This is a genomic window from Hydrogenophaga sp. (genome assembly GCF_011772445.1).
GTDB lineage: Bacteria > Pseudomonadota > Gammaproteobacteria > Burkholderiales > Burkholderiaceae_C > Hydrogenophaga.
Genome location: NZ_WVZN01000008.1, coordinates 47563 through 62282, shown reverse-complemented (window position 1 = coordinate 62282; position 14720 = coordinate 47563). Strand labels below are relative to the sequence as shown.

The following is a 14720-nucleotide window of genomic DNA, read 5'->3' as shown; positions in this document are numbered from 1 at the left end:
GCCGCCATGCATCTGAGTGCCTTCTCACGTCGAGGCAAGCTGACCGACCGGATGCTCAGCAAGGCCGTGCTCGCACCCATCGCCTGCGGCCATGCGCCGCCGGCGGCCCTGGTGGAGCACCTGGGCCTGCAGCACGACGTTCCGCGTTTCCTCGAGCTGTTTCACCTCCATGGTGGCGTGGCCATGGGGGGGCTGCCGAAGTACATGGCCTTCTACCAGGCCATCAAACCTCATTTCCCGGACAGTTTCGGTTGGCGCGTGACGCAAACCGGTGGGAAAACCCAGGTGCTGTTCGACAAGCCGTACATCAACTTCGTGCGGCCTTCGCTGCTCACGCTGCTGACCTGCTGCGTGCGCGGCCACACGCACACCACACCGGCCCTGATGGCTCGCTACCCCTCGCTGCGCGGCATGCCACAGGCGCTCGTTCGTGATCTGGAACGTCTGCTCGCGGCGTTGTCCTTCCATTTGCCCGACGACGAGTTCATCGCCGCCGTGGCCGATGTGCTGCTCAAGGGCCTGAACGGTGAGGAAGTCACCTTGGTATCGCCGGTGTGCCCGGACTACGGCTACGTGCCCTGCAAGGGCGGCTTTCGCTACACCTTTGATGGCCTGGGCGATGGCGTTGGGCTGGTCGCCGGGCGCGTCGTGGGGGTGCTGCCCCGCTTGCAGGACCTGCTCGCCCGGCACGGCATCCGCTCGCGCATTGTCATCGCGGCCGGCGATTTCGAGGGCATGGACGAAGCCACGGTGAGTCGGGTGGGCGAAACGCGCGGCTCGTTCCGCGACAAGCTCGAACGCAGCCAGCGGCGCGTCCTGCAGGCCCTGCAGCGGCCCGCGGCATCGGTGTTCATTGCCGAGCTCGCGGGCGGTGAAGCGGCCTGGAAGGCAATGGTCGACGCGGCCCACCACTCTCTGAGCGGCGATGATTTCGACGCGCTCATGCCCACCCGCGTGAACCTGGCCCAGGTGCTGGACGCGCGCATGCCGCTGTACCAGGCCTGGCACGAAGGCCGCTCGCGCAGCGAACTCGCCGACGTCCTGCTGCGCCAGGGCGCCGAATACGCGGCCATGGGGCGACTTTTTCATCGCCACTTTCCCCACGCGCTCGTGGTCGGCGGCGATCACAACCGGATGATGCCGTTCTACTGGCTGTACCAGCGCATCCCCGTGCTTTACCTCAAGAGGGTGTACTGAGGTGGGCGCGCGCGTGGTGTATTCGGCCTATGGTCCGCGCTTCAATGTGCGGCAGGACTATGACCGCCTGCTCGGCCAGCGTTTCTGGACCTGGCTCACCGGCAAGGGCCGGGTGCTCAATGCGTCGGAACGGGCGCATGCGATGCGGCCCCTCTCCAACGCACGCACGCTGGCCCACCTGTTCGGGTCCTGGGTGGCGATCGGTCTGGCGCTGTGGATCGGCGACCGCGCCGCGTCAAGCACATCCGCGATGCTTGCAGTGCTCGGCGTGGCGGCCTGCTGGCTGGTCGTGGTGAACCGGGGGCGCAGTCTGCAGGCCTGCTTTCACTACATGACGCATGGGGCCGCGATGCCCCATCGCGGGTTGGCGCAGCTTGTGGCCACGGTGCTCTTCACCGCACCGTTTCTTTACCAGAGCTGGCGCGCCTACAACGCCAGCCACGTGAAGACGCACCACCACTTGCGCGTGCTGTGCTCCGATGACGACCCCGACCAGTGTTTTATCGCGGCCAATGGCTTGCGCCCCGGCATGCCTGAATGGGCGTTCTGGCTTCGGGTCTGGCTTCGCCCCTTCGCGCCGTCCTTCATTCGAGGGCAACTGCGCGAAGGATTCCTCCATACGCTGATCGAGCCCGATTGGCCAGAGCGGCTCTGGCGCTTGCTGGTGCTGGCCGTGCCGCTGGGGCTGGCGTTGGCGCACGGCTGGTTGGACCGCTTCCTGCTGCTGTTCTGGCTGCCGGTGCTGTTGTTGCTGCCGCATTCCCTGTGGCTGCAACTGATCACCGAACACCTCTGGTTTGCGCCGCGCGACGCGCAGACCGGTACGGCCAGCGGCTACGGCCGCCTCACCTGGGGGCGCTTCCAGGGTCGACCCCTCCCGCGTGGTGGCTTGCTGGCCTGGGCCCGGTGGTGGGGCGCGGCGCTGGCGTTCGACGTGCCGGTGCGACTCTACGTCTATCCGCAGGACCTCCCCAACCACGACTTCCATCACCGCTTTCCCCTGGCGCCGTACCACGCGATCGCGGACCTGCGCCGCACCTGCGAACGCGAGGCGAGCCGTTTTGGTCCCGTCCGCGAGGTCTGGGGCTTCCTGGCGGGCCTGCGCATGCTCAGGGACCACCTGTGCCACGCCGATGCCGCCCCGTTCCGTTTTAGCGCTGTCACCCCTCCACTCCTTCGAAGAACCCACCATGAAAGACGTCATCCATACCGCCCGACACGATCTCGAGACCAAGGCCTACGCCCGACTGGATGGCAGGACACTGTTCTCGGAGCAGGACATCGCCTGCCTGCGCCAAGCCTGCGAAGCCGTCCCCAAAGAGCTGATACGGGTGGGCGACGTCGGTGAACACAACCACCTCGACGTCGGCCGCTTCATGGAAGACAAGAAGGAACAGACGCCCGTCTTCCGCAACGACCCGCTCGGCCGGGAGGTGATCGAGCGACTCAACCAGGGCCGTTGCCGGGAGCTGTTGTCGGCATTGATGGAGGGGGAGTTCTACATCCGCCGCTGCCAGGCCAACGTGTTGCGTGAAGGCGGCTTCATCGGCAAGCACATCGACACACACAGCAACCTGGACTATCGCTATTCGTGCGTCATCCAGTTCGGCGAGGCGTACGAGGGTGGAGAGTTCTTCATCGAGCACGAGGGCCGGGAGCATCAGATCCGAACTGGCTACGCCGACTTCCTCATCAACCGCTGCGAGATTCCCCATGGCGTTCGCACGGTGCGCGGCGGCAGTCGCACCTCACTTGTGTTCTTTCTGAGCAAGTCACCGCTGTCACAACCGAATCACCACCACAAGCAGATCTGATGCCATCGCGCGGGCGCCAAGGCCCGCGCGCCACGATGTTTTGCCAGAGAGCACACCCATGAACCAGTCCGCCTACGTTTCCGATTCAAGCCCCCATTCCACCGCTTCCGCAGAAGCCCAGGCCTACCTCCTGGGCATACTGTCGGTGGCGGCTTTCGCCCTGACCCTGCCGTGCGCGAAGATCCTGGCAGGGCACCTGAGCGCCATGCAGATCGGCCTGTTTCGTTCGGCGCTGGCCGCGCTGGCGGCGGTGCCTGTGGTGTGGCTGACCCGTTCGCCACTGCCCAACCTCTCCCAGATCAAGCGACTGCTGCTGATGTCCCTGGGGGTGGTGTACGGCTTCCCCGTGCTCACAGCGGTCGGCATGCAGCACGTGCCCGTGGGACATGGTGGGGTGGTGCTGGCGGCCTTACCCCTGTCCACTGCGGTCTTCGGCACGCTCATCACCAAGGACCGGCCGCCTTTGCTGTTCTGGGCGGCCTCCATGGCCGGCTTCGTGGCGGTGGCCGTGTTCGCCGCGCTGCGCAGCGACATGGGCGGTGGCTTTTACCTGGGTGACCTCGCCTTGTTTGGCGCCGTGGTGCTGGCCGGGTTCGGCTATGCCCAGGGCGGCGCCTTGTCCAAGGAGATGAAGGGCTGGGAGGTGATGTGCTGGGCGCTTGTACTGAACCTGCCGCTGCTGATGCCGCTGTCGCTGCTCAACTTCGACGCGGCCAGCTTCAGCGGCTTCGGTTCGGTGCAGTGGGGCGCGCTGGCCTTCCTGGCCTTCGTGAACTCGCTGCTGGGCTTCTTCTCCTGGAACCGCGCCCTCGCGCTCGGCGGCATCCAGCGCATCAGCCAGTTGCAGTTGCTGCAGCCCTTCTTCACCTACGCCTACTCCATCGTGTTGATGAACGAGGCCTTCGATCCACTGGCCATCGGCATCTGCGTGGCGGTGATCGGGCTGGTGCTGGTGTCCAAGCGCTCGCTCGCGCGGCGCTGAGCCCGCGCCGGTGGCAGACAAGGCCCATGGCGGGGGCCTTGTCCTGCCTCAGGCGCTCACCGCCATGCGCCCGAACCGACCGCTCTGGAAATCGTGGAAGGCCTGCACGATCTCCTCGCGCGTGTTCATCACGAACGGGCCGTGGCCCACCACGGGCTCCTCGATCGGCTCCCCGCCCAGGAACAGCAGCTTGGCGTCGCTGTTGGCTTCGATCTCCAGCGCCTCACCGTCGCGCTGGAACTGCACCAGTTGCGCCTCGCGCGCCACGGCCTCGCCGTTGACGAGCACGGTGCCCGCCAGCACCACCAGCGCGGCGGTGTGGCCTTTCACCAGCGGCAGGCGCACGGTCTTGCCCTGGGTCAGGCGCAGGTCCCACACGTCCATGGGCGTGTGCGTACGCGCCGGGCCCTTGTGGCCGTCGAAGGCGCCCGCGATCACGCGCACGCGGCCCGCGCCGCCAGGCAGGGCCACGCTCGGGATCTGCGCGTCGAGGATGTTCTGGTACCCGGGCGGCTCCATCTTGCTGCGCGCGGGCAGGTTCACCCACAACTGCACCATCTCCATGGCGCCACCGGTGCGCGTGAAGCCGGGCGAGTGGAATTCCTCGTGCAGGATGCCCGAGGCCGCCGTCATCCACTGCACGTCACCCGGGCCGATGAGGCCACCCGCGCCGGTGGAATCGCGGTGCGCCACCTCGCCCTCGTAGACGATGGTCACGGTTTCGAAGCCGCGGTGCGGGTGCACCCCGACGCCGCGCGGACGCTCGGCCGGCGGAAACTGCGCCGGGCCGGCGTAGTCGAGCAGCAGGAAAGGGCTGAGCTGGGCGCCGTGGTCGCCGTAGCTGAACAGGGAACGCACCGGAAAACCGTCGCCCACCCAGTGGGGGCGGGGGGCGCTGTAGACACCTTGGATCTGCTTGAGCATGGATTTCTCCTGAGGGGTCACCCCGGTGGGACGGGGAATGGCAGAAGCATATCCATGGAACAATCTCCCGAATAGACGGCAAAATCCGCCTTCACTGTTCTATAGGTGGAACAATGACCCTGCCCGATCTCAACGACCTGTCCTACTTCGCCCAAGTGGTCGAGCACGGTGGCTTTGCCCCGGCGAGCCGGGCCCTCGGCATTCCCAAGTCGCGCCTGAGCCGGCGCATCGCCCTGCTGGAAGAGCGCCTGGGCGCGCGGCTGATCCTGCGTTCCACGCGCAGCTTCTCCGTCACCGAGGCGGGGCGCGGCTACTACCAGCACTGCCGCGCCATGCTGACCGAGGCCGAAGCGGCGGAGGAGTCGATCGCCCTGGCGCGCGGCGAACCGCGCGGTGTGGTGCGCATGAGCTGTCCGGTGGCGCTGCTGGCCACGCGCATGGGCGCCATGCTCGGCGACTTTCTGGCGCGTTACCCGCGCGTCGACCTGCACCTGGAGGAAACCAATCGCCGCGTGGACGTGGTGGCCGAAGGATTCGACCTGGCGGTGCGCGTGCGCCCGCCGCCGCTGGAGGACAGCGATCTCGCGCTGCGCGTGCTGGCCGAGCGCAGCCAGTGCCTGGTGGCCAGCCCGGCGCTGATCGAACGCCTGGGCGCACCGCAAGGCCCCGGAGACCTGGGGCGCTTTCCCAGCATGGACCTGGGCCAGCCGCAGGAGGTGCACCAGTGGGTGCTGGAAGGCCCCAACGGCGCGCGCGCCGAGGTGCGGCACCGGCCGCGCTACGTCACGCGCGGCATGCTGGCGCTGCGTGCGGCGGCGGTGGCAGGCGTGGGCATCGTGCAGTTGCCGCGCATGATGCTCACGGCCGAGTTCGGGCCAGGCGAACTGGTGCCTGTGCTCGACGGCTGGGCGCCGCGCCGCGAGCTCATCCACGTGGTGTTCGCCTCGCGGCGCGGGCAGTTGCCGGCGGTGCGGCTGTTGATCGACCACCTGGTCGAGCGCTTCGCCGCGCTGCGCGAGGACTGAGCCCGGCGCCGCCTCAAGCGGTGGCGGTGGCCCGCGCCGCGGCCCAGGCCTGCACCGTGGTCGGCGCCAGCCAGGCGCCAGCGCCGGGCAGCAGCGAATCGGCCTGCAGCGGCGCGCCGAAGTAACCCGCGCTCTCGTCCGTCACCACCTCGCGCGCATCGCCGCGCTGCTGCAGCAGGCCGCGCAGCAGCTCGTCCATGCGGAAGGCCACGGGGCCGGCGATCTCGGTGAGGCCGTTCGCGGGCTCGGCGGTGGCGGCGCGCGCCACGCCCAGGGCCACGTCGGCCGAGGCGATCGGCTGAATGCCGGCCGAGGGCGCGTGCACGCGGCCCTCGCGCGTGGCGGCGTCGGCGATGGCACCGAGGAATTCGTGGAACTGCGTGGCGCGCACGATGGTGTGGGGCAGGGCGCTGGCGCGGATGAGCTGTTCCTGCGCCAGCTTGGCGAGGAAATAGCCGCTCTCCGGCAGCCGGTCGGTGCCCACGATCGACAGGGCCACGAGGTGGCGCACGCCGGCGGCCTGCGCGGCGTCGAGGATGTTGCGGGTGGAGGTCTGAAAGAAACCCATCACCGCCGCCGGCTCGAAGGAGGGCGAGTTGCTCACGTCCACCACCACCTGCGCGCCTTGCAGCGCCTGCGCCAGGCCTTCGCCCGTCAGGGTGTTCACGCCGGTGGACGGCGCGGCGGCCAGCACCTCGTGTCCGCCCGCGCGCAGCAGCGCGCCGACCTGTTGGCCAATGAGGCCGGTGCCTCCGATGATCACGACTTTCATGGGATGTCCTTCGTCAGATGGGGTTGGCGAGGACTCGCGGGATGCGACAGCGGCCGGTGGGCGCCCTCTTGCCTGACAAGACGCTGCACGCCCCCGATCTGTGACGCCACCCCGCGCGCGGCGACGAGCGGCGGCGCTACATCCACAACGCGCGCCACAGCAGCAAGGGCAGGTCGCCCTTGTCCACCGTGACGCGCTGCGCCCAACTGCGGTGCTGGATGGACTCGACGCGGTCGAGCACGCGCAGGCCGCCTTGCACCACCAGCCGCAATTCCCAGCCCGCGCGGCCATTCACCTGGTGCACCAGCGGCGCGCCCATCTGCATGAGGCCGCGCGCGTGCGCGCACAGCTCGGCCACCACCGCCTGGCGCGGGCGGTCGTGGGCGTCGGTGCCGGGGAAGAAGTCTTCCACCGCCACGCCGTGGCGGCGCAGCACGTCGGCGGGCAGGTACACGCGCTGGCGCGGCAGGTCGCGGCTCAGGTCCTGCCAGAAGTTGATGAGCTGCAGGGCGCTGCAGATGCGGTCGCTGCGCTCCAGCGCGGCGTGACCGTTCACGCCCCACAGGTGCAGCAGCAGCCGGCCCACGGGGTTGGCCGACAACTTGCAATAGCCGAGCAGCTCGGCCATGTCCGCGTAGCGGTGGCCACTGGCGGTGTACCGCACGTCCTGCTCGAAGGCGCTGATGAGCTCGTGCAGCAAGGCCACGGGCCAGGCGTGGCGGCGTTGGGCGGCGGCCAGGGGCGTGAAGACGGCCTGCCAGCGCGGCGGCACGGGCTGACCGGCGAAGGCGGCGTCCAGCGCGGCGCGGTAGGCGGCCAGTTCGGCCAGGCGCGTGGGCGCGTCGGCCTCGCCCTCGTCGGCGATGTCGTCGGCCGTGCGCGCGAAGCGGTAGAGCGCGGCCACAGCCGGGCGCAGCGGGGCGGGGCACAGCCAGCTGGCCACGGGGAAGTTCTCGTAGTGCGCCACCTCGGCACCGAAGGCCGCGGCTGCCTCGGGGCGAAGGCCCTCGCCGGGCGCGGCCGCCACGGCGGGCAGCGGTTTCTCCCCGTCCGTGGGATGGGTGGCGTCGGTACCGCTGGGGGTTTGCACTAGAATTTCTCTTACTAACCGGTCAGTCATTAATTTGCGGTGCCGCATCCGGCCCGAACGCGAGGGAATCCGATGAGAACGACGCTGATTGTCTGCGTACTCGCGAGTGCGGCCGCGCTGGCCGCCTGCGCGCGCCCCGAACCGGCGCCCGAGCCCGTGCGCTCGGTCAAGCTGCTCACCGTGGGGCCGTCGAGCCTGAACGCAGCCAGCGAGTACGCTGGCGAAGTTCGTGCCCGGGTCGAATCGCGCCTGGGTTTCCGCGTCGGCGGCAAGCTGGTGGAGCGTCCGGCCGAGGTGGGACAGCGCGTCAAAGCCGGCCAGTTGCTGGCGCGCCTGGACGCGCAGGACCTGGCGCTCTCCGGCCAGGCCGCACAGGCCGCCGCCACCGCCGCGCTCACCCAGCGCGATCTGGCGCGCGCCGACCTGGAGCGCTTCAAGGGCCTGCTGGCCCAGGGCTTCGTCAGCCAGGCCGAGATCGACCGTCGACAAGCCACGCTGGATGCCGCCGAGGCGACGCTGCGTCAGGCGCAGGCGCAAAGCGCCGTTCAGGGCAACCAGACAGGCTACGCGCGCCTCCTGGCCGACGCGCCCGGCGTGGTGACGGCGGTGCAGGCCGAGCCCGGCCAGGTGGTGCAGGCCGGCGGCCCCGTGGTGGTGCTGGCGCAGGACGGCGAACGCGACGTGGTGATCGCCGTGCCCGAGGACCGGCTCGCGCAGGTGCGGCCCGGCACCCCGGCCCGCGTGCGCCTCTGGGCCCAGGCCGATGGCCGCGCCGACCTCAAGGCCAGCGTGCGCGAGGTGGCGGCCAGCGCCGACCCGGCCACGCGCACCTACCAGGTGAAGCTGGCCCTGCCGGCCGACGCGAAGCTGCCCCTGGGCGCCACGGCCTACGTCACGCTGGACACGCCGCTCACCGGCCAGGCCGCGATCACCCTGCCCACCACGGCGGTGATGCAGTCCGCCGAGGGCGACCGCAGCGGCAGCGTGGTCTGGGTGTTCGACGAGGCCAGCGGCACCGTGCAACCGCGCCCTGTGCAGGTGGCGGGTGCCGACGGCAACCGCGTGGTGATCGCGGCTGGATTGAAGCCCGGTGACGAGGTGGTGGCGGCCGGTGGGCATGTGCTCAGCGCCGGTCAAAAGGTCACGCGCTTCGTCGCGCAGTGAGCCCGCCCATGCAGGACACCACCGACGCGAAGCCGGGCCCGTTCTCGCGCTTCAATCTCTCGCGCTGGGCGCTGGACCACCCCGCCTTCACGCGCTACCTCATGATCGTGCTGATGCTGTTCGGCATCGCCTCGTACTTCCAGCTCGGGCAGGACGAGGACCCGCCCTTCACCTTCCGCGCGATGGTGGTGCGTGTGTTCTGGCCCGGTGCCACCGCGCCCCAGGTGGCCGAGCAGGTGGTGGACCGCATCGAGCGCACCCTGCAGGAAGTGCCCTACGCCGACAAGATCCGCAGCTACGCCAAGCCCGGTGAAGCGCTGATCATCTTCCAGCTCGCGGATTCGTCACCGCCGGCCGAGGTGCAGGACATCTGGTACACGGTGCGCAAGAAGGTGGGCGACATGCGCGGCGAACTGCCGCAGGGCGTGGTGGGCCCCTTTTTCAACGACGAGTTCGGCGATGTCTACGGCGTCATCTACGCGCTGCAGGGCGAAGGCTTCTCCGACGCCGAACGCAAGGATGTGGCCGAGGCCGTGCGCCAGCAACTGCTGCGCGTGAACGACGTGGCCAAGGTCGAGCTCTTCGGTGTGCAGGACCAGAAGATCTATGTGGAGGTCTCGCAGAAGCGCCTGGCCACGCTGGGGCTGGACCTGAACGCCGTGCTCGACCAACTCGGCCAGCAGAACGCCGTGGCCTCGGCCGGCGCGGTGCAGACGCCGCTGGACGTGGTGCAGGTGCGCGTGGACGGCAGCTTCAACTCGGTGGACGACCTGCGCGCCATGCCCATCCGCTCCGCCGCCAGCGGGCGCACCATCCGCCTCGGCGACATCGCCGACATCGTGCGCGGCACCATCGACCCGCCCGAGATCCTGGTGCGCCACGACGCGCAGGACAGCATCGCGCTGGGCATCTCCATGGCCAAGGGGGGCGACATCATCGCGCTCGGCGAGGCCCTGAAGCTCGCGGTGGCCGGCATCGAGCGCACGCTGCCCGCCGGCATGAGGCTGGTGCAGGTGCAGGACCAGCCCTCTGCCGTGGCCGCCTCGGTCAACGAGTTCGTGAAGGTGCTGATCGAGGCCGTGGTGATCGTGCTCGCGGTGAGTTTCCTGGCCCTGGGCCTGCACCGGCGCCCCGGCGGCAAGGGCCTGCGCCGCTACGTGCTCGACATGCGCCCAGGTCTGGTGGTGTTCATCACCATCCCGCTGGTGCTGGCCATCACCTTCCTGGCGATGAACCATTACGGCATCGGCCTGCACAAGATCTCGCTGGGCTCGCTCATCATCGCCCTGGGCCTGCTGGTGGACGACGCCATCATCGCCGTCGAGATGATGGTGAGGAAGCTGGAGGAGGGCTACGACATGGTGCGCGCGGCCACCTTCACCTGGGACGCCACCGCCATGCCCATGCTCACGGGCACGCTCATCACGGCGGCGGGGTTTCTGCCCATCGGCCTGGCCAACTCCACCACCGGCGAATACACCTTCGCCATCTTCGCGGTCACCGTCATCGCGCTGCTCATCTCCTGGGTGGTGGCGGTGATGTTCGTGCCCTACCTGGGCGTGAAGCTGCTGAAGATCAAGCCCAGGGTGGAGGGTGAGCCGCACGAGGTCTTCGACGGGCCCTTCTACGTGCGCTTTCGCCGCACGGTGGACTGGTGCGTGCAGCACCGCTGGATCACCATCGGTGCCACCATCCTCACCTTCGTGCTCGGCCTGGCGGGCATGGGCAAGGTGCAGCAGCAGTTCTTCCCCGATTCGAGCCGGCCCGAGATCCTCGTGGACATCTGGCTGCCCGAAGGCAGCAGCATCCGCGCCATGGACGAGGTGGCGGGCCGCGTCGAGCAGCGCTTCATGAAAGAGCCCGGCGTGAAGGCCGTGTCCACCTGGGTGGGCTCGGGCGTGCCGCGCTTCTACCTGCCGCTCGACCAGATCTTTCCTCAGAGCAACGTGGCGCAGTTCATCGTGCTGCCCGGCAGCGTGAAGGAACGCGAGCGCATCCGCAAGGCACTGCCCGCCGTGCTGGCCACCGAATTTCCCGAGGTGCGCGGACGTGTGAAGCTGCTGCCCAACGGGCCTCCGGTGCCGTATCCGGTGCAGTTTCGCGTGGTGGGCGACGACCCCGTGGTGCTGCGCGGCCTGGCCGACGAGGTCAAGCGCACCATGGCGCAGAACCCCAACGCGCGCGGCGTGAACGACAACTGGAACGAGGCCGTCAAGCAGATCCGCCTGGAGGTGGACCAGGCCAAGGCGCGCGCGCTCGGCGTCACCAGCGCCAGCATCGCGCAGGCGGCGCGCACCATCCTGGTAGGCAGCACCGTGGGCCAGTACCGCGAGGGCGACGAACTCATCGACATCGTGCTGCGCCAGCCGCTGGACGAGCGCGACGCCATCACCGACCTGGCCAATGCGTACCTGCCCACGGCCAGCGGCCAGTCCATCCCGCTGCTGCAGGTGGTGCGCGTGAACTTCGGCTGGGAGCCGGGCGTGATGTGGCGCGAGAACCGCGAGTTCGCCATCACCGTGCAGAGCGACGTGGTGGAGGGCCTGCAGGGTGCCACCGTCACCGCCCAGTTGCAGCCGCAGCTCGATCAGATCCAGCGCCGCTGGCTGAGCGAAGGCCTCACCGGCTACCGCATCGAGGTGGCCGGCGCGGTGGAGGAGAGCAGCAAGGGCTCGGCCTCCATCGCGGTCGGCGTGCCGCTGATGCTGTTCATCGTGTTCACGCTGCTCATGGTGCAGCTGCAGAGCTTCAGCCGCTCGATGCTGGTGTTCCTGACCGGCCCCATGGGCATGGCCGGCGTGGCCGGCGCGCTGCTGCTGCTCGACCGGCCCTTCGGCTTCGTCGCGCTGCTGGGCGTCATCGCCCTCATGGGCATGATCCAGCGCAACTCGGTCATCCTCATCGACCAGATCGAGCAGGACCGCGCGCGCGGTGTGCCGGCCTGGGACGCCATCGTGGAAGCCGCCGTGCGCCGCATGCGGCCCATCGTGCTGACGGCCGCCGCGGCGGTGCTGGCGATGATCCCGCTGTCGCGCAGCGTCTTCTGGGGGCCGATGGCGGTGGCCATCATGGGCGGCCTGATCGTGGCGACGGTGCTGACGCTGCTGGCCTTGCCGGCGATGTACGCGGCGTGGTTCCGGGTGAAGCGGCCGCAGGGCAATTGAGGGCCGGGGTTCAGGCGGCGAGCCTTTGCTGCAATGCCTCCTGCGCCACCGTGTTGATGCTCTTGCCCTCGGCCTGCGCCACGATGGCCAGGCGCTCGTGCAGTTCGGCCGGTATGCGCAGGTTGAACCTGCCCGAGTAGCTGCGCCGGGGCTCGATGCCCTTCTCTCGGCACACTTCAAGGAACACGGCGAGGGATTTTCGGAACTCCGCCCGCAGTTCTTTCGGGTTGCGGCCAAAAAAGTCGGCGCCGCCGTTGAGCCCGAGGATCTCGCCGCGAAACTGGTCGGATTCAGCGTCGTACTCGATGCGGGCCTGATAGCCATCAACGGTCATGACGTTCATGCTTTGACTCCGTGTTGTTCCAGCCAGCGCCTGACGCTGGCAACCGCTCCCTTGTCTGTGTGCGGCGAAGGATGGGGCCGATGAAACACCTTCACTTCGCCAAAGAGCACCACGGCCACCCGGCTGCCTTCTCGTTCCGATACATCGGCACCCAAGGCTCGAAACAGCGCTTCGATGTCCTTCCACGCGAGGTTCGCGCTGACCGGATGGGCCCAAAGCTGCTTCAGCGTGCGTTCGTGGCTGCGCTTCACGTTGATCAAATGGTACCAAAAATTGGTACTTTATACGCCGCTCAGGCCCTGTACTCCGACAGGGTATTCGAAGCTGGCCGTGCTTGCCGCCAGGCCGCACGGCAGGTGTGAAGCGATCGCGCGCTACTTCACTCCCAGCCGCGCGCGCTGCAAATCCGCATCGAACACCAGGCTGGCGGGCCATTGCGGCCAGGCGGTGCCCAGGCCAGGGTGGTTCGGGTCGCCATGGTGGGCGAACGCGCCCACCGACTTCATCATCGCTGTCGACAGCGCCTCGCGCCCGGGCCGGTTGGCCCGGGTGAACGAGATGTTGGCGAACAGCGAGGGGCCGAAGTTGCCGAAGACGAAGGGCAGGTCGAAGGCGTGCGCCGCGCCGAAGATCCGGTCGAAAGGCACGGGCAACTCGTCCCAGTCGAAGCGGTAGTGCCACACCTGCGGCTGCTGCGAGCGCAGGGCGCCGAGCACGTCGTCGCGGATGGCGCCGAACCAGATGCGGTCCAGCTCGCGGCTGCGGGCGTCGAAGCCGGTGCCCGGCGCGTCCGTCGGCAGCAGGCTCTGCGGAATCCAGTCCTCGATGCGCGTGGTGGGCGCCGCCTCCGGGTCGTAGGTGTGGGCGATGCGAAAAACGGCCGCGTCGTCGATCAGGCGACCGCTCACGCCGCCGAGCGAATGGCGGATGGCCAGCAAGGTGGGAAAGAGCTTGGTTTCGTCGCGGGTGTTGCCCGCCAGTACCGGCCCCTTCACATAGCGCCCCGCGCGAATGGCCGCGATCGGGTCGGTCGCCACCACGTGGCCGTCGGGGATGGGGTTGGAGCCGGACAGCCGCGCGGGCACCAGGCGCTTCTGCACCGTCGTCAGGAGCTCGTCGGCCGATCGGGCGCGCAGGTATGTCGCCCAATCCTCGGGGCGGCGCGAGGACACTGCCGCCTTGGCCGCCGCCTCGTCCTTGGCGCTGCCGTCGGCGATCAGCGAATGCTCCAGCAAGCCCTGGCCGCGCTGCCGCCACACGGACCGTGGCAGAACGCCCGCGATCGAACCGGGCGGCAAGGTGGCGGCCGAGGAAATGCCGCCGCTCAAGGCGATCACGCGGTGGAACAGCTTGGGTTCGCGCTGGGCCAGCATGGGCGAGGCCAGCAGGGCATAGACGTTGACCGCGCCGGCGGACTCGCCCATCAGCGTCACCTGCGCCGGGTCGCCGCCGAACTGCGCGATGTTCGACTGCACGAAACCCAGGGCCTTCACGATGTCGAGCAGGGCGAAATTGCCCGAGTCCTCGTCGGCCTGGCCGGTCTTGAGCGCGTCCAGGTCGAGGAAGCCGAAGATGCCCAGCCGGTACTGCACGGACACCACCACCGCGTCGGCCGTGCGGGCCAGCGCCGCGCCGTCGTACACCGGGTCGGCCGCGTAGCCCGTGATGTTGCTGCCGCCATGCACCCACACGATGACGGGCCGCGGCCGGCTCGACGCGGCGGCGGGTTGCCAGATGTTGAGGTACAGGCAGTCCTCCGAGCCCAGCGTCTGGCCCAGGGTGCTGCCGATGGTGGCGTCGTAGCGGTTGTTCAGACCGGGGCCGTAGAGCCGGCCCGTCTGCACGCAGGCGGGGGCGAAGGCCGTCGCCGGACGCAGCGTGCGCCAGGCGACCGGGTCGGCCGGTGCCCGCCAGCGACGTTCGCCCACGGGGGGCGCGGCGAAGGGAATGCCTTTCCAGTGGTAGGTGCCCGTGGCCTGGCTGTCGTCGACACCGAGCACGGGGCCGTGGGTGGTGTTGCGCTGGGTGATGGTCGTGCCGCCCTGCATGGCGGCGCAGCCGGCAAGGCCGGCCAGCAACAGGCACAGCGCGGACGCGCGCAGTCTCGACATGGGTGTCTCCTCGTAGTGGATGGGCGCCCGCACCCGATCGCCGCGGGTGGCGGTGGGCGCACGATAGTGGGACTCACCCTATCGGACAAATGGCATTTTTCGAGCAACCTATCGCTTTTGCCGATAAGTCGCCC

The 14720-nt window shown here is 69.1% G+C and carries 13 protein-coding genes; 7 read left to right on the top strand and 6 right to left on the bottom strand.

The genetic code is table 11. The annotated features are described in order from the left end of the window. Positions 1-6: 6 nt before the first annotated feature. The 4 genes from GTO19_RS03385 to GTO19_RS03370 are packed head-to-tail and all read left to right on the top strand — an operon-like array spanning position 7 to position 3993. A complete protein-coding gene (locus tag GTO19_RS03385; protein WP_291018615.1) occupies positions 7-1197 on the top strand; it encodes a hypothetical protein in 1191 nt (396 codons plus the stop codon). A gap of 13 nt (positions 1198-1210) precedes the next feature. Beyond that, positions 1211-2545 carry a fatty acid desaturase gene (locus GTO19_RS03380; RefSeq protein WP_291018614.1) on the top strand — a complete coding sequence of 445 codons (1335 nt, stop codon included), beginning with the start codon at positions 1211-1213 and terminating at the stop codon, positions 2543-2545. After that, the gene (locus GTO19_RS03375; RefSeq protein ID WP_291018611.1) at positions 2529-3011 is read left to right on the top strand and encodes a 2OG-Fe(II) oxygenase; all 483 of its coding nucleotides are present in this window, start codon (positions 2529-2531) and stop codon (positions 3009-3011) included. Before GTO19_RS03380 ends, GTO19_RS03375 begins: the two co-directional genes overlap by 17 nt. A gap of 58 nt (positions 3012-3069) precedes the next feature. Continuing rightward, positions 3070-3993, top strand: coding sequence for a DMT family transporter (locus tag GTO19_RS03370; RefSeq protein ID WP_291018608.1), 924 nt, complete (start codon positions 3070-3072; stop codon positions 3991-3993). A 48-nt stretch (positions 3994-4041) separates the two neighbouring features. On the opposite strand, the gene GTO19_RS03365 is transcribed toward GTO19_RS03370, so the two are convergent. Then, positions 4042-4917 carry a pirin family protein gene (locus GTO19_RS03365; protein ID WP_291018605.1) on the bottom strand — a complete coding sequence of 292 codons (876 nt, stop codon included), beginning with the start codon at positions 4915-4917 and terminating at the stop codon, positions 4042-4044. 113 nt (positions 4918-5030) lie between these two features. On the opposite strand from GTO19_RS03365, the gene GTO19_RS03360 reads away from it, so the two are divergent. Further along, on the top strand, positions 5031-5942 hold the full coding sequence (locus GTO19_RS03360) for a LysR family transcriptional regulator (RefSeq protein ID WP_291018602.1): 912 nt from the start codon (positions 5031-5033) through the stop codon (positions 5940-5942). Between the two features lie 13 nt (positions 5943-5955). Here GTO19_RS03360 and GTO19_RS03355 read toward each other — a convergent pair whose 3' ends face one another. Both GTO19_RS03355 and hpnC read right to left on the bottom strand, forming a co-directional pair. Continuing rightward, positions 5956-6714 carry an SDR family oxidoreductase gene (locus tag GTO19_RS03355; protein WP_291018599.1) on the bottom strand — a complete coding sequence of 253 codons (759 nt, stop codon included), beginning with the start codon at positions 6712-6714 and terminating at the stop codon, positions 5956-5958. A gap of 136 nt (positions 6715-6850) precedes the next feature. Beyond that, complete coding sequence (gene hpnC, locus GTO19_RS03350) at positions 6851-7852, bottom strand: squalene synthase HpnC (protein ID WP_291018596.1); 1002 nt, start codon at positions 7850-7852, stop codon at positions 6851-6853. Positions 7853-7876: 24 nt separating this feature from the next. Between hpnC and GTO19_RS03345 the strand changes: the two genes are divergently transcribed. Together GTO19_RS03345 and GTO19_RS03340 are read left to right on the top strand one after the other, a co-directional pair. Further along, the gene (locus tag GTO19_RS03345; RefSeq protein WP_291018593.1) at positions 7877-8968 is read left to right on the top strand and encodes an efflux RND transporter periplasmic adaptor subunit; all 1092 of its coding nucleotides are present in this window, start codon (positions 7877-7879) and stop codon (positions 8966-8968) included. Positions 8969-8976: 8 nt separating this feature from the next. Continuing rightward, a complete protein-coding gene (locus tag GTO19_RS03340) occupies positions 8977-12132 on the top strand; it encodes an efflux RND transporter permease subunit (RefSeq protein WP_291018590.1) in 3156 nt (1051 codons plus the stop codon). A gap of 10 nt (positions 12133-12142) precedes the next feature. Here the strand turns inward: GTO19_RS03340 and GTO19_RS03335 are convergent, their stop codons facing one another. The 3 genes from GTO19_RS03335 to GTO19_RS03325 form a co-directional block, all read right to left on the bottom strand. Then, positions 12143-12475: a type II toxin-antitoxin system HicB family antitoxin gene (locus GTO19_RS03335; RefSeq protein ID WP_291018587.1), complete on the bottom strand. Its 333-nt coding sequence runs from the start codon at positions 12473-12475 to the stop codon at positions 12143-12145. Beyond that, positions 12472-12726 carry a type II toxin-antitoxin system HicA family toxin gene (locus tag GTO19_RS03330; protein WP_291018681.1) on the bottom strand — a complete coding sequence of 85 codons (255 nt, stop codon included), beginning with the start codon at positions 12724-12726 and terminating at the stop codon, positions 12472-12474. The genes GTO19_RS03335 and GTO19_RS03330 overlap by 4 nt, the downstream gene beginning before the upstream one ends. Positions 12727-12849: 123 nt before the next feature. Beyond that, complete coding sequence (locus tag GTO19_RS03325; RefSeq protein ID WP_291018585.1) at positions 12850-14586, bottom strand: carboxylesterase family protein; 1737 nt, start codon at positions 14584-14586, stop codon at positions 12850-12852. Positions 14587-14720 lie beyond the last annotated feature (134 nt).